Source organism: Streptomyces sp. NBC_00510 (assembly GCA_036013505.1).
Classification (GTDB): domain Bacteria; phylum Actinomycetota; class Actinomycetes; order Streptomycetales; family Streptomycetaceae; genus Actinacidiphila.
This window is the reverse complement of sequence record CP107851.1, coordinates 9,358,666-9,381,506: the sequence shown is the minus strand read 5'-3', so window position 1 is coordinate 9,381,506 and position 22,841 is coordinate 9,358,666. Positions and strand designations below refer to the sequence as shown.

Here is a 22,841-nt window from a genome sequence, read left to right as displayed (position 1 = left end):
GGGGCCCACGCCGAGGAGGCGACCGGGTGGTCACTCGACGACGCCGAAGTCCTCCGGGAACGTCTCCAGGAACGCGCGGCGACGGGGGTCGGCCTCGGCTGCCGCCATCGCCTCGAGCACGTCGAGCAACTCGGCCCGCTGTGCTTCCGACATGCGGTCGACCACGGCCGCGACGCCCTCCAGTGCCGTCACGGCGTCGTCCTCGTCCATCTGTTCGTCGTCCGTGCCGTCGATGAACCAGGTGACGTCCACGAGCGCCTCCGCCAGGGCGTGGGTCAGCGAAGGGTACTGAGGCATGGGCGTGTTCTCCCCGGAGATGGTGGCTGCGGTGTTCTCCGGTATCCCATCACAGGCCTCTGACAACATTCTTCCGGGTCAGCGTCGAAGGTGCGCGAGCGTGACCTCGGGCAGGGCGTACGGGCCGCCCTGGGGCGCGGCCGGGTCCGGTACGGCGTCGCCGTCCGCGGTGGTGAGGCGCGAGGCGTGCTGCTCGGCGTCGTCGACGGGGGTGTAGCCGAGCACCGACGGGTCGGGGAGTTCCCAGAAGCGGCGGGTGTTGGCGGAGACGGCGTACGCCGTGGCGTAGCGCACGCCGGGCGGCGCGGTGAGCGCGGCCCGGATCCAGCCGACGGCGTCGCGGTGGCTGAGCCAGGTCGCCAGGTGGCGGGGCTCGCCGGGTTCCGCCTCGAAGCTGCCGATGCGCAGGCAGATGACGGAGAGCCCGAACTTGTCGGCGTAGAGCCGTCCCAGCGCCTCGACGGCCGCCTTGCTGACCCCGTACAGGCCGTCGGGGCGCACCGGTTCGTCCGGAGCGGTGCGGTGCCCGGCGGGGTAGAAACCGGTGACGCGGTTGCTCCCGGCCAGCACGACGCGCCGGATGCCACCGCACCGGGCGGCTTCCAGGACGTGGTGGGTGCCGAGGACGTTGGCCTCCAGGAGGTCGGCCAGCGGGGCCTCGTCGGGGATGCCGCCGAGGTGCAGGACCCGGTCGACGCCCACCAGGGCGGACCGCACGGCGTCGGCGTCGCGCAGGTCGACGGTGTGCACCTCCTCGTTCGCGGCTTCCGCGACCAGCGGGACCCGGTCGAGCAGGACCAGCCGTGCCGACTCCCCGCGCAGTGCGGCGCGCGCCACGGAGCCGATGGTGCCCGCCGCGCCCGTGATCGCCAGCGCTCCCGCCGTCATGGGCAACTCCCCTTCCTCCGAGGCCCGTTCCATCGCGCACCGATCATTCCACGGGGCTGGTGACGGTTTTCCCTGACGGGGCGTCATTCACTTTCCGTTGGCATGGCGTTCCCGTGCGGTTTCGCAAGGCGGGCACGCCGGGGGCGGATTGGCGCGGGCCCATGGGGGACCGTTTATGCTCTGCTCCGTCATTGGATAGTTGTGAACTCAACCACGTTTGGCCGTCGAGGGGACAGCGCGCCATGAACCGTCCGGGGATGTCGATCAATCAAGTGCGGATAGCCGTGGCCTTGCTCAGCCTCGCGCTGTTCTCCCAGACGGCGTTCTGGCTGCTCTACGACATCGTTGTCCGCGGTCTGCCGGGCGCCTGGTCGCTGTGGACCACCGGATGGGTGCCGGGGCTGTCGGCGACCTCCTCGCTCGACCTCGGCCTGGCGGCGCTGCAGCTCTGCGCCGGTCTGGCGGCGCTGTTCCGCACCCGCGGCGCGGGCGGCCTGCTGGTGACCGCGTGCACCGTGACCCTCGGCTTCCGCCTCCCCGCGGTCTGGTACCTGCTGCTCGACTCGCCCTCCGACCCGTGGTTCGGCACCCTGAAGGGTGCCTCGCTGAACGCCGTGGGCAGCACCGCCGTCCTCGCCGTGGTGCTCACGCTCATCCTGGGAGCGCTCCTCCTGCTCGCCCGGCACATGGAGTACGAGGCCGCCGCCGCGGACGCGGTGACGGGCGGCATCCGCCCGGTGAAGGTGACGGCCACCGCCTCCGGGCTGCTGCTCGCGGTGCTCAACGTCTTCTACATCGGCCGGAACGCGGTGACGGCCGTTCAGGTGGGGCCGGGTGTGCTCAGCGACCTGATCGTCGGCAAGGGCAGCGGGCGGGCGATCCTCGCGGTGCCGTCGCCGTACCAGTGGGTGTGCCTGACCGTGCTGTGCGGGGCCGGCATGCTGCTCGCGGCCCGGCGGCGACCCACCGCCCCGGGCTTCTCGGTGGGCCTGTCGCTCTTCATGATGCCGTCGGCCTTCACGGAGCTGTGGGGCTACGCGGTCGGCACGATGCCCGTGACCGCCGTGGACACCTCGCAGAGCCTGCTGGAATTCGTCGGTTCCGCGGCGGTGGTGGCCCTGATCGTCGGCGACGTCCGCCGCGACCGCCGGCCCGACGACGCCGACCTCGACGTCATGGCGCCCGCGGTGCCGACGGGGGTCGCGGCGGCCGCAACGGCCGTACGAACCGCCCCCGCCACGCTCGCCACACCGTCCGTACCGGCCGTACCGGCCGCACCCACCGCCGAGGACGCCGACGCGACGGAGGAGGCCGGCGGGGCCGTGGAAGTCACCGTCCCCGCCCAGCGCGACACAGACGCCGACGCCGAAGCCGACCGTCCGGCGACCGAGGCTGCCGACGCCTGACACGGACACCGTCCCCGCCGGACCGGCTCCGCCGCGAAAAACATTTGCGCGGGGCCGGCACCGGTACCGACAGTTGCGGCATGCCCATCACCGTACGGCCGGCCGCCCCCGAGGACGCGCCCGTCATCTGCGAGTTGCTCAACGCCGTCGACGTCGTGGAGCTCGGGCAGCCCGAGACCGACCTGGGGACGGTCGAGTCGTCACTGGTCCACCCCGAGGCCGACCTGGAACGCAACTCCTGGCTGGTCTTCGAGGACGGCGTGCCCGTCGCGTTCGGGCTGCTGTGGGACGACTCCGGCGCCGAACGCATCGACGTCGACCACTACGTCCTGACCGCGCACCAGGAGGCCGGGGAGCGGCTGCTGGACCTCCTGGAGGACCGGGCCGCCGAGCGCGCCGCGGAGAACGGCGTGGCCCGGGCCGTCGTCCATCTCGCCCTGAACACCGCGCCCACCATGGACACGTCCCGCCTGACGCGGCGCGGCTGGAAGACCGTACGGCGCTACCACGTGCTGACCCGCCCGCTGTCCGCGGCCGCGGACACCGTCCCCGAGCCGCCGCCTGGGCTGACGCTGCGCGACTGCGCGGAGGAGGCCGACCGGCGCCGCGCCCACGAACTCCTGCAGGAGACCTTCGCGGAGCACTTCGACCACCAGCGCCGCACCTACCCGCAGTGGCTGGACGACCTCGGCTCGGGCATCGACTGGTCCCTGGTGTGGATCGCCTCGCTGGAGGGCGCGGGGGACGTCGGCGTGGCGCTGACCCGTGACGACCGCGCGGCCATGGCGTGGATCCGCAGCCTCGGGGTGCGCAAGGAGGCGCGGGGCCGGGGCGTCGCCGGCCACCTGCTGCGCCACGCCTTCGGGGTCTACGCCGCCCGCGGCCGCGACACCCTCGGCCTGGGGGTGGACACCGACAACACCACGGGGGCCCTGCGCCTGTACACCGCGCACGGCATGGGTCTGCACTTCGCGGTGGACACCTGGGAGGTGACGCTGCCCGCGGCCGCCCGGGCGTGAGCGGGGCGGGCCGGGGCCGGTGAGGACGGACCCCGCCCGGTGAACTCGCCCTCCGCGCCGGGCTGTCCGCGTCGGCCGGGCACCGACCGCTCCCGGCCGTCCCGCCACGGGAAGTGCCCGTCGCCCGCCTGGACGCCCGGCGCGGCGTCCGGGAACAGTTCCGCCACCTCGGGCATCGCGGGCGGTGGTGCGCGCACGTCGTACTCCCCTGCCAGTACGAGCACCGGTCCCGCGAAGCGGGCGAGCGCCGTAAGCGTGCTCTCCGGTTCCCAGGCGCCCTCCGAGCCGAAGACGGCCGCCGCCGCGTCGTACCAGGGTTCGCCCTGCCGGGGCCGGGCCGTGGCCGGCAGCGCGTCCGTGCCGATGTCGAGACCGACGTGGCGGGCGGCGTGCAGCGCCGCCAGGCAGGTCGACGGTGTCGGGGCCGCGGTGCGCGCGCAGCGCCTCGACGTCGTCGACGGGGCGGTCGCAGCGGTGGCTCGTGGTGTCCCGCGAGGCGTCCGCCCCGCCGGTGCGCGGTGGAGCCCGCCGAGGTCGCGCAGGTGGGCGGAAGCCCGCACCGCTCCCCCGGGCAGGCCGATCACGGGCGGGCACTCCTGGTCGCCGCACAAGCAAGCGTCGTGCCGTCGGGAGCCGCGACCCGTCCGCGGCCTCCGCCCGGCGCCATCCCCGGGCCGCGCTCACCGGTTCATGCGCGGTTCACGTTCCGGCCACCCCCGCGAGAACAGGGTTCTTTACCGTCCCTTGGGATTCGCTATACCGGAACATAGACTTGGAGGCACTGTGCGGCCGCACAGACTTCTTCCGCTGCTCCCCCGCCACGACGGTGGCAGGTCCGCCCTCACCTGCCGGTTCAAGTGCGGTGACGCCTGCGCCCACGAGGCCCCGAACACCAGCGGCAACGCCTACCTCGGCGACGTCGTCGCCGACGCCCTCTCCCGCCGCACCATGCTGCGGACCGGCGCCGTGGTCACCCTGGCCGCCGCCGCAGGAGGCATAGCCGTCACGTCCGGCACCGATGTGGCCGCCGCCGCCCCCGAACCGAAGCACGGGGGCCACGGCGGTCACGGCGGCACCGTCGACCCCGACGCCGCCAAGGGCCTGCGCTTCCGGCCCGTCGAGCCGAACACCGTGGACGCCCTCGTCGTCCCCGAGGGCTACGCGCAGAGCGTCGTGATCCGCTGGGGCGACCCCATCCTGCGCGGCGCCCCCGCGTTCGACCAGGCGCGGCAGACCGCCGCGGCGCAGGCCGGCCAGTTCGGCTACAACAACGACTTCCTGCACCTGTTCGACCTGCCCGGTGAGCGTGGCCGTCAGGTACTCGTCGCCAACCACGAGTACACCGACGAGATCCTCATGTTCCCGGGCTACGACGCGGCCGACCCCACCCGCGAGCAGGTCGAGATCGCGTGGGCCGCGCACGGCCTCAGCGTGGTCGTGGTCGAGGAGGACCGGCACTCCGGCCGCCTGTACCCGGTGAACCGGCACGGCCTGAACCGGCGGGTCCACACCAAGACGGCCTTCCGGCTGACCGGCCCCGCCGCGGGCAGCCCCCTGCTGCGCACCAAGGCCGACCCCACCGGCACGAAGGTCCTCGGCACCCTCAACAACTGCGCCGGCGGCACCACCCCGTGGGGCACCGTGCTCTCGGGCGAGGAGAACTTCAACCAGTACTTCGGCAACGCGGCCTCGGTCACCGACCCGGTCACCGCGGAGCGGCTGAAGCGCTATGGCATCGCCGGCGCGGCCAGCGAGCGCAAGTGGGAACGGTTCGACGACCGCTTCGACCTGGCCAAGGAGCCCAACGAGGTCAACCGCTTCGGCTGGATCGTGGAACTCGACCCCTTCGACGCGGACTCGACGCCGCGCAAGCACACCGCCCTCGGCCGCTTCAAGCACGAGGCCGCGCAGCCCCGGCTCACGGACGACGGCCGCCCCGTCGTCTACATGGGCGACGACGAGCGCTTTGACTACATGTACAAGTTCGTGGCGAGCAAGGCGATGCGGCACGGCACCGGACGGGCCGTCCGCGAGCACAACCTGTCGCTGCTGGACGAGGGCACGCTCTACGTCGCCAGGCTCACCGGCGACAGCCCGGCCGCGGAGTTCGACGGCAGCGGGAAGCTGCCCTCGGACGGCGAGTTCGACGGCTCCGGCGAGTGGATCAAGCTGGCGAGCGGCACCACCTCCTTCGTGGAGGGCATGACCGCCGAGGAGGTCTACCTCTTCACCCGGATGGCGGCGGACAAGGCCGGCGCCACGAAGATGGACCGCCCCGAGGACGTCGAGCCCAGCCCGCGCACCGGTCGCGTCTACGTGGCGCTGACCAACAACACCAACCGCGGCAAGGCCGGCTCCGCCGGCCCCGACGAGGCCAACCCGCGGAGCAACAACAAGCACGGGCACGTGCTGGAGCTGGCGGAGTTCTTCGACGACCCGGCCGCCGACCGCTTCGCGTGGCGGCTGTTCCTGGTCGCCGGAGACCCCTCGGACCCCGCCACCTACTTCGCCGGCTTCCCGAAGGACGACGTCAGCCCGATCTCCTGCCCGGACAACGTGGCCTTCGACCCGCACGGCAACCTGTGGATCTCCACCGACGGCGCGCCGGGCACCCTCGGCACCCACGACGCCCTCTTCGGCGTCGCGGTCAAGGGTGACAAGCGTGGTCAGGTCCGGCAGTTCCTGAGCGTGCCCAAGGGCGCCGAGACCTGTGGCCCGATCGTCCAGGACCAGCGCGTCCTGGTCGCGGTGCAGCACCCCGGCGAGACCGACGGCTCCACGTACGAGAACCCGTCCTCGCGCTGGCCGGACGGTGGCAAGCGGATCCCCCGCCCCTCCGTCGTCGTGGTGTGGCGCAAGGACGGCCGCGACATCGGCGTGTGACGCCACGGCCCCGCCCGGCGTGCCGGGCGGGGCCGCTCCGCGGTGGCCGTCAGGGGGCCGGGGCCGCCGGACGGCCGAGGGCCGGTCCGAGCCGGGTGGCGATGTCGGTGAGGATCTGCACGTAGTCCTCGGGTTCGAAGGCGAACGGCAGTGCGAAGGCGACCTCGTCGACCTCGCGGAAGGCCCCGTGCGCGGAGAGCCGCTCCGCGATCTCCTGCGAGGTGCCGACCAGGTCGGGGGCGAACAGCAGCCGCCCGGGCCCCTGCGGGCCGGCGGTGCGCGGCAGCCGGCGGCGGGCGTACTCCAGGTACTTCTCGCGCTGGCCGGCCGAGGCGCTGTCGGTGGGGACGACGACCAGTCCCTGGGAGACCCGGGCCCGTTCCCCGTCGGGGTGTGCGGCCCGGAAGGCGCGGATGTGGGACAGCTGGATCGCCGCGAAGTCCTCGGACTCCTCCGCCTTGACCACGCTGCTCGTCAGGAGGTTCATCCCGTGCTCCCCGGCCCACCGCGCCGAGCGCAGGCTCCCGCCGCCGTACCACATGCGGTCGCCGAGCCCCGGGGAGTACGGCTGGACGCGGTCGGAGAAGACCTCGAAGCCCTCGGTGCCGCTGAAGGCGGTGGCCGGCTCGCCCCGGACGAAGCCCAGCAGGCGCTGCACCCGGGTGTAGGAGAAGTCCTCCTGGCCTGCGGTGTCCGGGTAGAGGGCGCCGCGGACCTCGTCGAAGTGCATCGGCGGGCCGACGCTGACGCCCGGGTTGAGGCGGCCGCCGGACAGCAGGTCCACCGTCGCCAGGTCCTCGGCCAGTCGCAGCGGGTTCTCCCATCCCAGCGGGATGACGGCCGTGCCCAGTTCGATGCGGCTGGTGCGCTGCGAGGCGGCGGCAAGGACGGCCACCGGCGAGGAGATGCCGAACTGCAGGTGGCGGTGGCGCACCCACGCGCTGTCGAAGCCCAGTCGCTCGCCCAGCTGGATCATCTCGAGCGTCGTCTCGTGCCCGCGCCGTGGATCGGTCTCGTCGAACAGCCCGATGGTCAGGAAGCCCAGCTTGCGCAGCGGCATGCCGTACGACGGCACGGAGCCCTCCTCGTCGCGGGGTCGGACGGGACCGGCACCGCCCCGCTCCGGCTCGAGCGGGGCGGGACGGTGCCGGACACCGACGGTAGGTCAGTTCACGGTGACCGGCAGCTCGTACAGGTCGTTCTGGGTGACCACGGGCTTGTTCCGCAGCTCCGTCGCCGGCACCGCCAGGTCGAGCTTGGGGAAGCGCTCGAACAGGGCGGGCAGTGCCACCGAGGCCTCCAGCCGGGACAGCGCGGCGCCCGGGCACACGTGCGGGCCGTGGCCGAAGGCGATGTGCCGGATGGGGTGCTCGCGGGTGATGTCGAAGACGCCGGCGCTCGGACCGTGCTGCTTCTCGTCGCCGCCGATCGCCGCGTAGGAGACGATCAGCGCCTCGCCCTTGGCGATGACCTTGTCACCGACGGGGACGTCCTCGGTGGCGAAGCGGATCAGCACGTGCGAGGTGGGCGTGGAGTGGCGCAGCGTCTCCTCCACCACCGACTCCCAGCTCGCCTTGCCCTCCCGCACCAGCGCGAGCTGGTCGGGGTGGGTGAGCAGGTTGACGACCGCGTTCACGATGAGGGAGATCGTGGTCTCGTGGCCCGCGGCGATCATCAGCTGCAGGGTGCTCTGGATCTCCGCGTCGGTGAGGTGGTCACCGTCCTCGGAGGCCGCGATGAGCGCGCTGGTCAGGTCGTCGCCGGGCTCGGCGCGCCGGTCGGCGACGGTCTTGGCCATCAGGGTCGCGAGCTCGCCGAGGGTGGCGATGACCTCGTCGGGCGGGGTCTGGGTGGAGAAGAACTTCTCGAACAGCACCTTCAGGCGCGGCAGGTGGGCCTCGTCGATGCCCATCAGCTCCTGCACGACGTACATCGGCAGCGGGTAGGCGAAGGTGGCCTTCAGGTCCAGCACCTCGCCCTCACGTGCCGCCTCCTCGACGCGCTCCAGGAGACCGGCCGTCAGCTCCTCGATGCGGGCCCGCATCTGCTCGACGCGGCGGGGGGTGAGCGCCTGGGCGACCAGGGCGCGCAGCCGGCGGTGGTCGGCGCCGTCCACGGTGAGCATGGAGCGGCCGGGGTTGGCCAGGCCGATCAGCGCCCAGTCGGCGGGTATCTCACCGCGGGTGAAGGCGTCCCAGTGGGCGATGTCCTTCACCAGCCGCGGGTCGGTCAGCAGCGCGCGGGCCTCGGCATGGTGCGTCACGGCCCACACCGGCACCCCGCCGGGCAGGACGACCGCGGCCAGCGGGCCCTCCTCGCGCAGCGCGGCGCTCTCGGCGACCAGGTCGCCCACCAGCGGGTCCAGCACGATCGGGGAGGCCGCGCGGTGGCCGGTGACCGGGCATTCCATCAGAGTTCTCCTAGCACGGGGGTGGGTGTGAAACGCACGGGGAGCTTGGTCATGCCCCGCAGCCACGGGGACGGACGGCGCACCAGTTCGGCGGGGTCGACCGCCAGTTCGAGGTCGGGCAGCCGGTCCAGCAGCACCTCGATGCCGGTGCGGGCGATGGCCTCGGCGATCTCCTGCGCCGGGAACGGGCAGCGGTGCTCACCGTGGCCGAAGGAGAACCAGGCGTTGTTGCCGTTGGTGGAGGCCCCGGCCTCCAGGTGCACCTGAGGGTCGGCGTTGGCCGCGGCGAAGCCGAGGATGAGCAGGTCGCCGGAGGCGATCTGGCGCCCGCCGAGCCGGGTGTCGCGGCTGGCCCACCGCCCGGCGATGTTCTGGCTGGGGGTGTCCTCCCACAGGACCTCGTTCATGGCCTGCCCGACGCTGTTCCGGCCGCCGGTGAACGAGGCGGCGAAGCGGTCGTCGGTGAGCATCAGCCGCAGCGAGTTGCCGATCCAGTCCGCGGTGGGCTGGTGCCCGGCCACGGTCATCACCATCAGGTCCTGCACGATCTCCTCGTCGGAGAAGTCGTACCGGTCGGCGAGCATCCGCGAGACCACGTCCGCGCCCGGCTGCTCCTTCTTCGCCTCGAGCAGCTCGGTCATCGCGGAGTAGACGTACATCTGGCCGGCGATGGCGTCCGCGCCGCCGTCGACCAGGTCCTTGACCGCCTTCACCAGGCGGGGGCCCTGCTCCTCGGGGAAGCCGTAGAGCCGGGCCAGCACGCGCACCGGGAGCAGCATCGCGAACTCGTCGAGGATGTCCGCCGTGCCGCTGCCGCAGAAGGTGTCGACCAGCCCGTCGGCGTAGCGCTCGGCGTGACGGCGCAGTTCGACCGCGTCGATGGCCTCCATGGCGTTGCCCATCATCGCGGCGCGCTGCCGGTGCCGCTCGCCCACGGTGTAGAGGATCGACGGCTGCTTGCGCCCGATCATGGGCAGCAGCGGCCAGTCGTCGGGGATGCGGTCCCACTGGTTCCACAAGTCCGAGTCGCGGCTGAAGAGCACCGGGTCGCCGGTGACGTGCAGCAGTTCCCGGTAGCCCAGCACGAGCCAGGCCGGTATGCCGCCGTCGAGCTCCACGGGGGCCAGGGCCCCGTGCTCGCGGCGCAACTCCCGGTACAGGGCGGCCGGTTCGACGTGGAAGCGCGGACCGCTGAACGGCACCGCCCCGGCGAACGGGCAGGCGCCGGCGGCCGCGGAGGGCTGACTGGTCACGGGGCGGTCCTCTCCCGGGGGCGCGGGCGGGCGCCGGACAGGGTCTGCAGGTGCTGGACGAGGGTGATGAGGACGTCCTTGGAGGACTGCCGGGACCGCGCGTCGCAGTCCACCAGCGGCACCCCGTCCGCCAGCGACAGCGCGTCGCGGACCTGTTCCTCGGTGTGCTTCGGCCCGCCGAAGTCGTTGCGGGCCACCACGAACGGGGTGCCGTGGTGCTCCAGGCGGTCGATGGCGTACCAGGAGTCGTCCAGCCGACGGGTGTCGACCAGCACCACCGCGCCGAGCGTGCCGGAGAACAGCCGGTCCCACAGGAACCAGAACCGTTCCTGCCCGGGTGCGCCGAACAGGTAGAGCACGGTGCGCGCGTTGACGCTGATCCGGCCGAAGTCGAAGGCCACGGTGGTGGAGGTCTTCGCCCCCACACCGGCGAGGTCGTCGACCCCGGCACCGGCCTGCGTCATGGTCTCCTCGGTGTTCAGCGGACGGATCTCGCTGACCGAGCGGACCATGGTCGTCTTCCCGACGCCGAACCCACCGGTGATGACGATCTTCAGCCCGTTGTCGGCGCTCGCGTCGAGCGGCGCCCGCGGCCCCGGCGGGCCGGGAACGAGGCCGGGGTCAGAGGTTGCGTAGTCCAACGAGCACCTGCTCCAGGATCTCGGGGTCCGGCAGTTGAGCCGCCGTCCGGGCGGTACGGGGGTGCCGGGCGCTGATCCGGCCGGTGTCCAGCAGGTCGCACAGCAGCACCTGGGTGATGCCGACCGGGAGTCCCAGGTCGGCGGCGAGCTCCACGACGGCGGTGGGCCGGCGGCAGATCCGCAGGATCGCCGCGTGCTCGGACTGCATCCCCGGGACCGGATCGCATTCGGCGACCACCAGGGTCACCAGGTCGAACGCGTCGGACGCGGGCCGGCTGCGGCCCGACGTGAGGGTGTACAGCCGGTCCGGATCCTCCTCCCGGCCCGGGCGGGGTGTCATGCGCCGTCGCCGTCCTCACCGGGCACCTCGCGCGGGGGCGCGCTCAGGTGCTCACCGAGCTGTTCGACCAGCTCGTGCATGTTGTGACCGATCAGGCCGACCTCGGCGTCGTCGGCGGCGACGACCGCGAGGTGGGCGCCGTCACCGGCCTCGACGATGAACAGGATCCCGCCGTAGAACTCGGCCATGGCCTGCCGCACGCCGCCGCTGCCGTCGCCGAACTCCATGGACGCGCCCTGCGACAGGCTCTGGATGCCGGCGGAGATCGCCGCGAGCTGGTCCGCCTGGTCCACCGAGAGCTCGGGGGTGCGGCACAGCTTGAGCCCGTCCCGGGACAGGACCAGGGCGTGGCGGGCACCCGGGGTGCGCTCCAGCAGGTTCTCCAGCAGCCAGTTGAGCCGCTCGTCCGTACTGGTGTGGCCGGTGGCCGGTGCGGTCATCGCGCGTCGCTTTCTGGGGATGGGGCCGTCGCGTTGTGCTCGTCGCGGTCCGCGCCGGGCGCGGACGCGGGTGACGGGTGGTCGGGGGCGGGTGCGGGTGCGGCGGGGGTGGTGCCGTGCACCGCGCTGCGGAACGTGCTGAACCGTGCGGCCCGTTCGGCCGCCGTGCCGTGGCCGCCGGAGCTCGAACCGGTCCGTGCGGCGGGCCGGTCGTGGCCGGCGGAGGACAGCGTCTGGCCGCGGCGGCGCTTGGGCAGGCCGCTCTCACCCAGGGCCGGCGCCGTGCGCCGGGCCTCCTCGTCGCGGTCGGACGTCTCGGCGGGGGCCGGGACGGACGGGGCGGCGGCCGGGGCCTCCGGGGGCAGGACGGGCTCGGCGTCGGGACCGGCGTCCATGCCGGGACGCGGGACGGTGAGCATCTCCTGCGGGATCATCATGACCGCGCCGGTGCCACCGCGGGCCGAGGGCCGGAAGGACACCGTCAGCCCGTGCTTGCGGGCCAGCCGGCCGACGACCGTCAGCCCGAGCCTGGTCCCGGACAGGCCGGTCAGGTCCCCGGACCCGGCCGCCACGGCGCTCTGCGCCCGGCGCAGCGCGACCTCCCCCATGACCAGACCGCTGTCCTCGACCGTGATGACCGCGCCCGCGGGCACCTCCTCCACGTACACGTGGACCTCGGCGGTGGGCGGGGAGAAGTTGGCGGCGTTGTCCATGAGTTCGGCCAGCGCGTGCATCACGCCCTCGGCGGCGTGGCCGACGACGGCGACCTCGCTGGTGGAGTGGAGCCGCACCCGCTGGTAGCCGGCGATACGCCCCATCGCGCCGCGCAGGATCGACTCCATCCGGATCGGCTTGGCCCACCGGCGTCCGGAACGGGCCCCGGTCAGCACGGCGATGCTGTCGGCGAGGCGGCCGGCCTGGGCGGTGCGGTGGTCCAGGTGCAGCAGGTCGTGCAGCACGGCCGGGTCGCTGTGGCGGTGCTCCATCTGCCGCAGGTCGGCCAGCATTCCGGTGGCCAGCGCCTGCATGCGTCCCGCGGCGTTGGCACCGACGGCCATCGCCGCGGCGCGGCGCGACTCGCTCGTCCCGACCCGGTCGGCGATCAGGGCCAGCATGCGGCGCTGCGGGCCGGTCAGCGGCTCCCGCACCCCGGTGAGTACCCGGTCCACGGTCTCACCGGCGGCGATCCGGCCGACGGCGGCCGGCAGCAGCTCGTCGGCGAATCGTTCCGCCTCGGCCCGTAGCGCGTCGAGCTGTCCGGCGAGGCGCCGGGCCCGCCAGCGCTCCTGCGCCGCCACGGCCACGGCGCAGGCCAGCGCCAGGATCCCGGCGGCCGCGCCGATCACCGCGGGGGCACGCAGCGACCCGGGGGCGGCGACCACCAGCCACACGGCGACCGGGACGGTGACCACCAGGGGCACCGCCAGGGCCCGCGCCAGGTACGCGAACGGAGCGCGCTGCTCACGCCGCCGTGCCGGGATGCGCAGGCGCCCGGTCCGCGGGCGCGGGAGCGCGGTCTGCGCTGTCATCGATCAGGACCTCGGGGCCGTACGGACGGATGGGATGGGCGAAGCGGAATCCAACAAAAACGGGCACCACCGCGAACACGATTCCCGGACGGGCTCCGTGTTGGCGGGGAACTCGCGGTCACTATATGCGAGTTGCCAGCGGTGTTGATCAATGCGCCGATGACATTTGTTGGCTGGTGAGGATATGTGAGGTTGCCGCGGCACGCCGGCGCCCGAGCGAGGGGGAACCGGCGCCTCCGCTCCCCGCGGGCGCCGCCACCGCCGCGTCCACCGCCGCCACGGCTCCTCGGTGCCGCTGACCACGTCGTTCGCCATACCGAACGGGCCGGGGTCACAGCACGCGCCCGGCGGTCGGCGGCCGGGACCCCGCCGGGCGCGGACCGCGGGCGGCGGGAACCTGACGGCGTGTCCACTGTGCGACATGTCGCAAGCGCGCCACGCCGTTCGCCCTCGGCCCTCCTCAACCCGTGACCGAGGCGCCCCCGGCGCCGGCCGCGCGGCGCGCGGCTTCCGCGTCCGCCTCCGGCTCCGCTTCCACCTCCAGGGGCACGCCCGCGCGGACGAACCGCGCGGCGACGGCGACGACCAGAGCGAGGACCAGGGCTCCCGCACCCATGAGGAACAGCGTCCGGTGGTCCTGACCGGTCCGGGCGAAGACGTAGGAGTAGAGGTAGGCGGAGAGGGCCAGCGACAGCGCTCCGGCGACGGTCGCCTTGCCCCATGCCGCCGACTGCGCCTCGGGGTGCCGCGGTACGAGTTCGTGGACGCGGCCCAGCACGACGGGCACCACCCCGGGCGGGAAGGAGCCGATGACCACGCTCAGCACCGCGATCTCGGGCAGGCCGTGCGCCGCGGCGAGCGCGGCGAGGGCCCCCGCCTGCACCAGGGTGATCAACAGCAGGGCCCTGGCGAAACCGAGGCGGTCGCCGAGGAGGCCGTAGAGGGTGGGCCCGACGAGGGCGCCGAGCCCGTACAGGATCCAGATCATGGAGCCGCCGGCGGAACCGCGGCCCAGGCCCCGGCTGACGAAGTCGGCGAGGAACGCCATGGCCGGGGTGAGACCCATCGAGATCAGCGCGTACTCCACGAGCAGCAGCCGCAGCCGCGGCGAGCGCGCGGGCTTCCGCTCCCCCGGCACCGGCCCCGGCGCCGCTGGGACCGCGGACGGCGACGGGGCGGCGGCCGGCGTCGGCCAGCCGTTCCAGCTCAGTACGGTGAGGAGCGCGCACAGGACGGCCAGCCCCGCCCAGGTCCCGCGCAGTCCGAGGTGCAGCAGCAGGGGCACCAGGGTCCCCGTGGCGGCGATGCCGACACCGAGCCCCGCGAAGATCGCCCCGCCCGCCAGCCCGCGCCGCTCCCCCTTCAGGTACGGGAGCACGGCACCGGCCACCCGCACCATGATCACGCCGCCGGCGAGCCCCGAGGCCAGGCGCCAGAGGAAGAACCACGGCACCGAGACGGGAACGCTGCAGGCCAGCAGCGCGAGCGTGGCGAGCGCCATCATCCACCGCAGGGCCCGGCGGTCGCCCAGCCGGCGCCCCACCCACCGGGCGCTCAGCGCGCCCGCCAGGTAGCCGGCGAGGTTGGCCGCGCCCAGGTACGCCACCGCGGACGGGGAGAACCAGTGGGCGTTGATCAGTTCGGGCACCAGAGGCGTGTAGGCGAACCGGGCGAGGCCGATGCCGACGAAGCTGGCGCTCGCGCCCGCCGCTATGGCCCGCCATGCGGCGGGTCCCGGTGGTGTGGTGGTCATGTGCTCGCTTCCGCCTTCCGCCCGGTCCGTCAGCAGTCCGGGCCATCTTTGACAACCCCGTCATGTTTGACAGCCTTGCAAACTTTGACGGAGCCGTCAAAGATGAATTACCGTGGGCGCATGGCTGGACGGCGTCAGTTCGATGAGCAGCACACCCTGGGCCGGATCCTGGACGTCTTCTGGAACCAGGGGTACGGAGCGACCTCCATGCAGGACCTGGCGACCGCCACGGGCGTGCAGCGCGGCTCGCTCTACAACGCGTACCGCGACAAGGAGACGCTGTTCCTGCGCGTCTTCCAGGACTACGCCGGCGCCTTCGTCGCCGAGGCCGCCGCCACGCTGGACCAGCCGGACGTCCGGCGGGCGCTGGAGGACTTCTTCGACTTCACCATCGCCTCCATGACCCACGGCACCCCCGCCCGCGGCTGCCTGTCGACCAAGACCGCCACCGACACCCAGGCGGACGCCGAACCCATCCGGGCCGCGATCCGCGGCCTGCTGGACCGGCTCGAGGGCGTCATGGCCGAACGGCTCTCCCGCGGCGACGCGGCCGGCCTGCTCGCCGTCCCTCCCACCGAGGCCGCGCGGGTCCTGGTCACCATGACCCGCGGCACCGTCGTCATCGAGCGCGTCTACCAGGACGCGGACCGGCTCCGGGCCACCGCGAGGTCCCTGATCACGATGGTGCTCGGCGCACGGCAGCAGGCCACCGCCTGATCAACGGGCCCGGTAGGGTGCCCTGATGACGGCGACGGAGGAGAACGAGCCCGGCTGGACGGCCACCCGCGCCTGGGTGCAGCGGCACCTGCGCGACGGGGAACACCTCGAGTCCGCGGAGCGGCTCCGCGGCGGCTGGACCTCGCAGATGCGCCGCCTGCGGGTCACGGGGCCGGGAGGCGGACGCCAGTTGGTGCTGCGTTCCTTCGTGAAGCCCTTCTACCTCCGGCACGCGGAGGGCCTGCTCACCCGTGAGGCGCGGATCCTGGCGCTGCTCGGCCCGACCGCCGTCCCCGCCGCCGAGTTCCACGCCGTCGACGCGACGGCGGAGCACTGCGACCATCCGTCGCTGCTCATGTCCCTCCTCCCGGGGGAGGTACGCCTGGAGGACACGGACGCAGGGGCGCGGGCGTGGCTGCTGGCCCGTCAACTCGTCCGCGTCCACGGGCTCGACGTCGGCGAGACGGACCGGCCCCGCACCTACCAGGCCTGGACGGCGCCTGAGCGCGTCCGCCCGCCCGAGGCCACGAGCCGTCCGGACCTGTGGGCCCGCGCGGTGGACGTCATACGCCGTGACCCGCCCGCCCACGAAGGCCTGTTCCTGCACCGCGACTTCCACCCGGGCAACGTCCTGTTCTCCGGGCACGGCGGCCACCTGCGCATCTCCGGCGTCGTCGACTGGGTCGAGACCTCCTGGGGTCCCGCCGACCTCGACGTGGCCCACTGCGCCACGGCACTCGCGCTGTTGCACGGACCAGGGGCAGGACTGCGCTTCGCCGACCTCTACACCGCCGCGGGCGGCCGGCTGGCGGCCTCCCCCGGCGCCCACCTCTACTGGCGGCTCCTGGACGCCCTCGCCTTCGCACCCGACGCCGAGAAGGTCGCCGTCCCCTGGCGCGAACTCGGCCGCACCGACCTCACCCCGGCGACGCTCGCGACGCGCCTGGAGACCTACGTCGCGGCGCTGCTCGCCCGCTACGGCGACGCCTGACCCAACAGGCAGGCGTCCGGTGCCGGACACCGTTCCCATCTGTGCAACTGCGCGTACTCCCCCCGGCTTTCGTCTTGTCACCCGGGTGTGATCACCACGAGGGTGCAGGGCGAGCCGCGGGCGCGAAGGTGCGCCGTGCATCCGATGTCCCACTACCGAGCCCGGGTCACTCCGGGCTGCCGGAGGCATTCGTCCATGTCAACACGCATACGGCCCAGACCGGTTCACCGATCCGGCCGCACCGGCCTGTCCGTCCTGCTCGCCGCCGCCGTCGCCCTGGGCGTCACCGGCCTGACCGGCCCCGCCCACGCCGCCGACCCCACCACCGGCACCGGTACCGGGGCGGTGCCCGCGCCGCAGCCGGCCACCGACACCCCCGCCCTGATCGACGGCCTCGCCGACGCGGCCGACGCCTCCGTACCCGCCGCCACCGCCGCCCGCACCCACCTGGCAGGCCACCGGAACCGCTACCGCATCCCCGCCCCCGACCGCGACCTGACCACCGACGCCGTCACCACCGACGCCGACGGCACCGAGACCGTCCGCCTGGGCCAGAAGTACCACGGCATCCCCGTCCTGGGCGCCCAGTACGTCGTCCGCATGAACCACAAGAACGGCAAACGCACCGTCACCGGCACCTCCGGCTCCTACTTCACCGCCCTCGACCTCGACACCACGCACCCCACCCTCCCCGCCCCCACCGCCGTGCAGCGTGCCGTGCGTCAGGTGGAGGACTCCCTCGCCCGCGGGCCGCGCGCAACAGGCGGCGGGGCCGCACCGTCCCGGTCCGCGGCCACGGCCGCTCTGACCGGCACCGACCGCGGGCTGACCGTGCTGCCCACCGGCAAGGGCGTGCTCGCCCGCCACGTCACCGTGCGCGGCACCGACCCGGCCACCGGCGCGCCCGTGGTCCAGGAGGTCTACGTCGACGCCGCCACCGGCGTCCTCCGCTTCGAGGCCGGCGCGCTGCGCACCCTCACGGCCGCGGCACCCGCCACCGCAGCGGCAGGGAACGGCACTTCGACGAGAGCCGCGACATCCACCGCTCCCGCGACCGCGCCGGTGGGCGTCACCGGCAGCGGCAGGCTGCTGAACGGCACCACCGTGCCGCTGAACCTCAGCAAGGACGCCGCCACCGGTCAGTACCTGCTGCGCGACACCGCGCACATGGCCGACAGCAAGACCCACAACGTCATCCAGACCTGGGACGCCTCCAGCCTGTGGTGGATGGACCTCGACGGCGGGTGGCCGGAAGGCGTGGTCCCGTTCGCGATGCCGACCACGAAGGCGCCGCAGGAGATGACCGACAGCGGGGCGGTGGACGCCCACTGGGCGGCCGGGAAGGTGTACGAGTTCTACCGCGGCACCTTCCGGCGCGACAGCCTCGACGACGAGGGCATGGCCATCAACTCCCTCGTCGGCGTCACCGCCGAACTCGGCTACCCCTGGGTGAACGCCTTCTGGGACGGCAGCAAGATGGTGTACGGCACCGGTGACGACGAGTACCGCTCCCTCGCCTCCGACCTGGACGTCGTCGGCCACGAGATGACGCACGGCGTCGTCGAGCACACCGCCGACCTCGTCTACGCCGGCCAGTCCGGCGCCATGAACGAGGCCATCGCCGACTACCTCGGCAACGCCATCGACGTCACCGTCAGCCGCACGCGCATGGACGACCCGGACGCCGGTCTGATCGGCGGCGACCTGTGCCGCACGCTGACGCCGAAGGAGTGCGCCTTCCGCGACCTCAACGACGGCGCGGGCACCGGGGACTTCATCAGCATGCCGCTCGGCTCGCGCAACGACCAGGGAGGTGTGCACCTGAACTCGCACATCTTCGGCGGCGCGCTGTGGGACATCCGCGAGAGCCTCGGCGGCGAACTCGCCGACAAAATCGTCTACAAGGCCCTCACCTCCTACATCACCCCCCTCGACGGCTTCACCGAGGGCCGTGACGCGGTCATCGCCGCCGCCAAGTCCCTGCACGTCAAGGGCGACCGCCTGGCCAAGGTGAAGAAGGCCTTCGACGCCCACGGCATCGTCCCCGGCTGGGAGCAGAACCTCGGCCTCGACAGCGACGTCCTGCTCGGCCGGCTCGGCACCCTGGAGACCGGTCTCGCCAACGACATCGGCCCCGCCACGGGCGGCGGCTGGTGGGCGGTCCCCCGCTCCAGCGCCGACAGCGCGGCCCCGTACGCCGTGTGGACCGGCCGCACCGACGGCAAGGCCAAGGCCCGCCAGGTCTCACCGGAGGACGGCCGCTACCACCTCAGCCCCGTCACCGACGGCAAGCGCGTGGTGTGGCTCGCCGTCGGCGACACCTACGACCTCATGTCCGCCCCCGTGACCGGCGGCCCGGCGAAGCGGCTCTACAGCACCGCCTCCGCCTCGATCGGCAGCCTGAGCATGGACGGCGACACGGTCGCCTGGTACGAGAACGACGACCAGGCCCACACCACCCTCCGCTACCTCAAGGGCTCCGACCCCGCGCCGCGCACCGTCCCGCTGAACCGCCCCGACGCCACCGCCGGCGACGCGGACGTCCGGGCCGAGTCGCCCTCCGTGAAGGACGGGCGCATCGCGTACACCGTCAGCGGCTGGTGGGGCGACGACCCCGGCCACCGGCGTGCCGTCGTCGACGTCTACGACACGCGGACGGGCAGGACCGCCCTCGGTACCCCGGGCCGCGCGGTGTGGACCAGCCCGCCCGTGGCGACCTCCTCCGGCGTGTACTGGCTCGCCGACGAGGACCCCTTCGACGAGGGGCAGTCGGCCCTGCGCAGGAGCGGCCTCGACGGCACAGGCACCACGGACGTCATCCGCGCGACCTCGTCCGCGACCATTGGGGCCTGGACCCTGACCGCGTCGGACACGGCCGTCACGCTCACGGTCGACCCGATGTCCCCGACGGGCCTGCCGTACCTGGACACGAAGCTCTACCAGTACACGGCCAAGGGCGCGCCGCTGGGCCGCGTCTCGTGCGCCCCGGGCCGGCAGACGCACGCGGTGGCCGCCACCGGCGGCCGTGTGCTGTGGCTGGACACGACCACCACGTCCTTCGACCTGGTGACCCGCGACCGCCCGGCAGGCGACTGCCGCTGACGGTACGTCCGGTGGGCCGGCGGCGCACGCCGGCCCCGGCCCACCGGGAACGGGAGCCGTCAGCGCGGCATCGGCAGCTCCACCAGAGCGGCGAGTTCGGCGCGCGTCGCCGGCCGGAGCGTCGACAGGACCCGGCGGGCCACGGGCAGCCCGGCCTCGCCGGATCCGTCCAGGTTCACGGTGTGGACCAGGCCGTCGCGAGGCAGCCGCAGTTCGCGGGTGGGATGGTCGCCGCCGTGGACGATCAGCAGGCGGCCGCCCCCGTCGTCGCGGCAGTGGATCTCCTGGCCGAACGGGACGGGGCAGCCGCGCGCGTCGACGCGCCGTGTGTCGTGTCCGGCACGTTCGACCTGGAGGCCCAGGGCCGGCGAGCCGGCGCTCTCGTAGCGGGCGCCGAAACCGTCGGCGCTCGCACCCCCGACGTGCAGCGTGTAACCGGGCGGCGGGTCGCCGACGCGCAGCAGGGCGCGGTCCACCCCGTTGGCGCTCAGCCACGCGTCGAGGGTGGGCGGGCGCGCGGCGTCCCAGGCGGCGTACGCCCCGCCCGCCGCGAGGACGGCGGCCGCGGCGAGGGCGGTCAGCCGGGCCCTGGCGCCGGGCAGGAGGAACGCGGCGGCGAGCGCGTGACAGGTCCCTCCGGCGGTGAACAGCACGCCCCAGTCCGCCAGGTGGTCGACCTGGTGGAGCACCACCGCCACGGCGAACGCACCACCGGTGCCGGACGCGTACACCCCGGCCGTCCAGGCCCACAGCCCCGCCGCCCGGCGGGTGAGCGGCACGACGCTCCGGGCGGCCCTGCCCAGGCCCGCGAGCAGCGTCGCCGCCAGGGCCGCCCCGCAGGCGAGCACGATCGCCAGGACCGCCGGCCTGCCGAGGAACAGCGCGAAGAGCACCGCCTGGAACTGGACGCCGGTCAGGGCCCAGCCCACGCACCAGACCGCCGCCAGATGTGCCGCCACAGCGGTCGCGTCGCTCTTCCCGATCATGTCCATTCACCACGCGCGGGCCGGTGTCCCGGTTCCCTCGCCCGCGGGAGGGTGCGGCGGGAACTCCTGATCGTTCAGGTGTACGGGCACGCACCGCGCCCGTCGTACCGACACCGTGGAGGAGCAGGCATGACCGCTGGAGAGGACGGCCGGACGGGGTTCCGCGGCACCGGCGAGGACGCACCGGAGGCGCCGGCCCGCCGGAGACGGCCCCGAAGGGTCCGGGCGCAGCGTCCCTGGTGGCAGGAGCTGCCGATCCTGGTCGTCGTGGCACTGGTCATGGCGCTGGGGATCAAGACCTTCTTCGTGCAGGCCTTCTCCATCCCCTCGGGTTCCATGCAGAACACCCTGCAGGTGGGCGACCGGGTCCTGGTCGACAAGCTCACCCCGTGGTTCGGGGCGACCCCGCAGCGCGGCGAGGTGGTCGTCTTCCGCGATCCCGGCGGCTGGCTGCGCGGCCAGCCGCAGCAGAGCGGCGGCAACGTGATCACGAAGGCGTTCGCGTTCATCGGACTGGCGCCCTCCTCCGACGAGCGGGACCTCATCAAGCGCGTGATCGCGGTCGGCGGCGACACCGTGGAGTGCGAGCGCGGCGAGCCGGTCACGGTGAACGGGAAGCCGCTGGACGAGCCGTACGTCTACCCCGGCGCCACGCCGTGCGACGACCTCCCGGTCGGAAAGGTCACGGTCCCCGAGGGCCACCTGTGGGTGATGGGCGACCACCGCGACGCCTCGTGGGACTCACGCGCCCACGTGAACGAACCCGGAGGGGGCTTCGTGCCCCTGGACGACGTGGTAGGCCGCGCCTTCGTCGTCGCCTGGCCGGTGCCACGGTGGTCCACGCTGCCGGTGCCCGCGACCTTCGACCGGTCCTGACCTGCGGCGGCCCGGTCCCGCACGGCAAGGCCCGCCTTGCTTGACCCCTCGCGGCACGGCACCGACAGTAGGGAGGTGCCACGATGCGGGACCGCTTCCCGCCATGCGAGGACGAGAGAAGGCGATGCGCCCATGAGCGCTGATCGCGATCGCAACGGGGCGGCGAACGGCTCCGTGCAGGTGGTCCGGAAGTCCGCCGAGATCCTGGACTGCTTCTCCGTGACCACCCCCCGCCTCCAGGCCTCGGAGATCGTCCGCAGGACCGGGCTGCCGTCCTCCACCGTCGCGCGCATCCTGCGCACGCTCGTCCGGGAGAACCTCCTCCAGCGCGAGGGGACCGTTTACAGCATCGGTCTGCGGGTGATCGCCTGGTCGGCCGCGGCCACCGCCGCCTCAGACCTCATCGCCACGGCCAGACCCCTCGTGACGGCCCTGCGGGACCGGTGCGGCGAGTGCTGCGGCCTGCAGGTCCGGCAGGGCGGCAGGCGCGTCACCGTGATCTGGGCGCAGTCGACGCACTCGATCGTCTACCGGGGCCACGTCGGCCAGGTCATGCCCCTGCAGCCCAGCGCGGCGGGCAAGGTCTTCATGGCCTTCGACGCGGAGGTCCTCGCCCTCGTCCTGGACGAGGGCCTGACGGCCCGTACCCCGCGGACCGTGGTGGACCCGGCGGTCCTGCGGGGGCAGCTCGAGGAGGTCAGGGAGCAGGGCTGGGCGTTCTCCGAGGAGGAGCTCGAGCCCGGCCTGAACTCACTGGCCGTCCCGGTCCGCTCCAGCGACGGCCGGGTGATCGCCGCGGTGAGCCTCGGGGGACCCTCGCACCGCCTCACCTCTGCCCGGGCCAAGGACCTCGCGGTCCAGGCGATCGACTGCGCGTCGGCCATCGCCGAGGGGCGGATGTGGCGGGGCAACGACGGCTAGGCCGCACCCGCCGCGTCCCGGCGCCGACCCGGTTGCCTTGACGATGTCCCATGCGGGTCGCACAGTGGATACCGCATTGCGGCAATGGCTTCCACGATGCGGCAAAGTGAGGACGGTGGAGCCATGATCCAGACGAGTCCGCGCGCCTGCCGGTGCCCGGACACAGCCGGTACCGGCTCCGTTCACGCGCCCCTGGCACCCGGCGGTGCCGGATGCCCCGTCACGGACCGGCGGCTGCCGGTGTTACCGCCCGCCCCGTACGGCCCCGCCCGGGCGGCCGTGTCCCAGGCCGCCGCGCAGGCCGCAGGCCGCCCTTGACCGTACCGGCCGACCGGCCGGATCCCCACCGGGCCGGGTGACGTCCCGTCCGTCCGCAGGGACGCGGCCAC

19 protein-coding genes are annotated in these 22,841 nt (G+C 73.6%); 8 read left to right on the top strand and 11 right to left on the bottom strand.

Features of this window, described 5'->3' with window-relative positions; all coding sequences use genetic code 11:
• Positions 1 to 30: 30 nt before the first annotated feature.
• Together OG937_42795 and OG937_42790 are read right to left on the bottom strand one after the other, a co-directional pair.
• Positions 31 to 297 carry a hypothetical protein gene (locus OG937_42795; GenBank protein ID WUD77967.1) on the bottom strand — a complete coding sequence of 89 codons (267 nt, stop codon included), beginning with the start codon at positions 295 to 297 and terminating at the stop codon, positions 31 to 33.
• A gap of 78 nt (positions 298 to 375) precedes the next feature.
• Positions 376 to 1,185 (bottom strand): NAD(P)-dependent oxidoreductase, encoded by an 810-nt coding sequence (locus OG937_42790; protein WUD77966.1) that lies wholly within the window; start codon positions 1,183 to 1,185, stop codon positions 376 to 378.
• 257 nt (positions 1,186 to 1,442) lie between these two features.
• On the opposite strand from OG937_42790, the gene OG937_42785 reads away from it, so the two are divergent.
• The 3 genes from OG937_42785 (at position 1,443) to OG937_42775 (ending at position 6,493) form a co-directional block, all read left to right on the top strand.
• On the top strand, positions 1,443 to 2,591 hold the full coding sequence (locus OG937_42785) for a hypothetical protein (protein ID WUD77965.1): 1,149 nt from the start codon (positions 1,443 to 1,445) through the stop codon (positions 2,589 to 2,591).
• 80 nt (positions 2,592 to 2,671) lie between these two features.
• Entirely contained in the window at positions 2,672 to 3,610 is a 939-nt protein-coding gene (locus OG937_42780) for a GNAT family N-acetyltransferase (GenBank protein WUD77964.1), read from the top strand.
• Between the two features lie 783 nt (positions 3,611 to 4,393).
• Complete coding sequence (locus OG937_42775) at positions 4,394 to 6,493, top strand: PhoX family phosphatase (GenBank protein WUD77963.1); 2,100 nt, start codon at positions 4,394 to 4,396, stop codon at positions 6,491 to 6,493.
• Between the two features lie 49 nt (positions 6,494 to 6,542).
• Here OG937_42775 and OG937_42770 read toward each other — a convergent pair whose 3' ends face one another.
• The 8 genes from OG937_42770 to OG937_42735 form a co-directional block, all read right to left on the bottom strand.
• Positions 6,543 to 7,553, bottom strand: coding sequence for an LLM class flavin-dependent oxidoreductase (locus OG937_42770; GenBank protein WUD79061.1), 1,011 nt, complete (start codon positions 7,551 to 7,553; stop codon positions 6,543 to 6,545).
• A 105-nt stretch (positions 7,554 to 7,658) separates the two neighbouring features.
• Positions 7,659 to 8,903 (bottom strand): cytochrome P450, encoded by a 1,245-nt coding sequence (locus tag OG937_42765; GenBank protein ID WUD77962.1) that lies wholly within the window; start codon positions 8,901 to 8,903, stop codon positions 7,659 to 7,661.
• Complete coding sequence (locus tag OG937_42760; GenBank protein WUD77961.1) at positions 8,903 to 10,156, bottom strand: cytochrome P450; 1,254 nt, start codon at positions 10,154 to 10,156, stop codon at positions 8,903 to 8,905. Before OG937_42760 ends, OG937_42765 begins: the two co-directional genes overlap by 1 nt.
• Entirely contained in the window at positions 10,153 to 10,797 is a 645-nt protein-coding gene (locus OG937_42755; GenBank protein WUD77960.1) for an ATP/GTP-binding protein, read from the bottom strand. The genes OG937_42760 and OG937_42755 overlap by 4 nt, the downstream gene beginning before the upstream one ends.
• Positions 10,778 to 11,137, bottom strand: coding sequence for a DUF742 domain-containing protein (locus tag OG937_42750; GenBank protein WUD77959.1), 360 nt, complete (start codon positions 11,135 to 11,137; stop codon positions 10,778 to 10,780). The genes OG937_42755 and OG937_42750 overlap by 20 nt, the downstream gene beginning before the upstream one ends.
• On the bottom strand, positions 11,134 to 11,577 hold the full coding sequence (locus OG937_42745; protein ID WUD77958.1) for a roadblock/LC7 domain-containing protein: 444 nt from the start codon (positions 11,575 to 11,577) through the stop codon (positions 11,134 to 11,136). Before OG937_42745 ends, OG937_42750 begins: the two co-directional genes overlap by 4 nt.
• Entirely contained in the window at positions 11,574 to 13,106 is a 1,533-nt protein-coding gene (locus OG937_42740; GenBank protein WUD77957.1) for an ATP-binding protein, read from the bottom strand. The genes OG937_42745 and OG937_42740 overlap by 4 nt, the downstream gene beginning before the upstream one ends.
• 460 nt (positions 13,107 to 13,566) lie before the next feature.
• Complete coding sequence (locus OG937_42735) at positions 13,567 to 14,859, bottom strand: MFS transporter (GenBank protein WUD77956.1); 1,293 nt, start codon at positions 14,857 to 14,859, stop codon at positions 13,567 to 13,569.
• Between the two features lie 120 nt (positions 14,860 to 14,979).
• Here OG937_42735 and OG937_42730 point away from each other — a divergent pair, with 120 nt between their 5' ends.
• The 3 genes from OG937_42730 (at position 14,980) to OG937_42720 (ending at position 19,669) form a co-directional block, all read left to right on the top strand.
• On the top strand, positions 14,980 to 15,576 hold the full coding sequence (locus tag OG937_42730) for a TetR/AcrR family transcriptional regulator (protein ID WUD77955.1): 597 nt from the start codon (positions 14,980 to 14,982) through the stop codon (positions 15,574 to 15,576).
• Positions 15,577 to 15,601: 25 nt separating this feature from the next.
• Positions 15,602 to 16,567: a phosphotransferase gene (locus tag OG937_42725; protein ID WUD77954.1), complete on the top strand. Its 966-nt coding sequence runs from the start codon at positions 15,602 to 15,604 to the stop codon at positions 16,565 to 16,567.
• Between the two features lie 195 nt (positions 16,568 to 16,762).
• Positions 16,763 to 19,669 (top strand): M4 family metallopeptidase, encoded by a 2,907-nt coding sequence (locus OG937_42720; protein WUD77953.1) that lies wholly within the window; start codon positions 16,763 to 16,765, stop codon positions 19,667 to 19,669.
• A gap of 59 nt (positions 19,670 to 19,728) precedes the next feature.
• Here the strand turns inward: OG937_42720 and OG937_42715 are convergent, their stop codons facing one another.
• Positions 19,729 to 20,655 (bottom strand): hypothetical protein, encoded by a 927-nt coding sequence (locus OG937_42715; protein ID WUD77952.1) that lies wholly within the window; start codon positions 20,653 to 20,655, stop codon positions 19,729 to 19,731.
• A gap of 129 nt (positions 20,656 to 20,784) precedes the next feature.
• On the opposite strand from OG937_42715, the gene lepB reads away from it, so the two are divergent.
• Together lepB and OG937_42705 are read left to right on the top strand one after the other, a co-directional pair.
• A complete protein-coding gene (gene lepB / locus OG937_42710; protein ID WUD77951.1) occupies positions 20,785 to 21,531 on the top strand; it encodes a signal peptidase I in 747 nt (248 codons plus the stop codon).
• A gap of 132 nt (positions 21,532 to 21,663) precedes the next feature.
• Complete coding sequence (locus OG937_42705) at positions 21,664 to 22,452, top strand: IclR family transcriptional regulator (GenBank protein WUD77950.1); 789 nt, start codon at positions 21,664 to 21,666, stop codon at positions 22,450 to 22,452.
• The last annotated feature ends 389 nt before the right edge of the window (positions 22,453 to 22,841 follow it).

Excerpts from the sequence above, each read along its gene's own strand:
- OG937_42715 (WUD77952.1), bottom strand. The coding sequence starts at position 20,655 with ATGATCGGGAAGAGCGACGCGACCGCTGTGGCGGCACATCTGGCGGCG.
- OG937_42785 (WUD77965.1), top strand. The coding sequence starts at position 1,443 with ATGTCGATCAATCAAGTGCGGATAGCCGTGGCCTTGCTCAGCCTCGCG.
- OG937_42720 (WUD77953.1), top strand. The coding sequence starts at position 16,763 with ATGTCAACACGCATACGGCCCAGACCGGTTCACCGATCCGGCCGCACC.
- OG937_42770 (WUD79061.1), bottom strand. The coding sequence starts at position 7,553 with ATGCCGCTGCGCAAGCTGGGCTTCCTGACCATCGGGCTGTTCGACGAG.
- OG937_42735 (WUD77956.1), bottom strand. The coding sequence starts at position 14,859 with ATGACCACCACACCACCGGGACCCGCCGCATGGCGGGCCATAGCGGCG.
- OG937_42750 (WUD77959.1), bottom strand. The coding sequence starts at position 11,137 with ATGACACCCCGCCCGGGCCGGGAGGAGGATCCGGACCGGCTGTACACC.
- OG937_42725 (WUD77954.1), top strand. The coding sequence starts at position 15,602 with ATGACGGCGACGGAGGAGAACGAGCCCGGCTGGACGGCCACCCGCGCC.
- OG937_42745 (WUD77958.1), bottom strand. The coding sequence starts at position 11,577 with ATGACCGCACCGGCCACCGGCCACACCAGTACGGACGAGCGGCTCAAC.
- OG937_42795 (WUD77967.1), bottom strand. The coding sequence starts at position 297 with ATGCCTCAGTACCCTTCGCTGACCCACGCCCTGGCGGAGGCGCTCGTG.
- OG937_42765 (WUD77962.1), bottom strand. The coding sequence starts at position 8,903 with ATGGAATGCCCGGTCACCGGCCACCGCGCGGCCTCCCCGATCGTGCTG.
- lepB (WUD77951.1), top strand. The coding sequence starts at position 20,785 with ATGACCGCTGGAGAGGACGGCCGGACGGGGTTCCGCGGCACCGGCGAG.
- OG937_42730 (WUD77955.1), top strand. The coding sequence starts at position 14,980 with ATGGCTGGACGGCGTCAGTTCGATGAGCAGCACACCCTGGGCCGGATC.
- OG937_42705 (WUD77950.1), top strand. The coding sequence starts at position 21,664 with ATGAGCGCTGATCGCGATCGCAACGGGGCGGCGAACGGCTCCGTGCAG.
- OG937_42780 (WUD77964.1), top strand. The coding sequence starts at position 2,672 with ATGCCCATCACCGTACGGCCGGCCGCCCCCGAGGACGCGCCCGTCATC.
- OG937_42740 (WUD77957.1), bottom strand. The coding sequence starts at position 13,106 with ATGACAGCGCAGACCGCGCTCCCGCGCCCGCGGACCGGGCGCCTGCGC.
- OG937_42790 (WUD77966.1), bottom strand. The coding sequence starts at position 1,185 with ATGACGGCGGGAGCGCTGGCGATCACGGGCGCGGCGGGCACCATCGGC.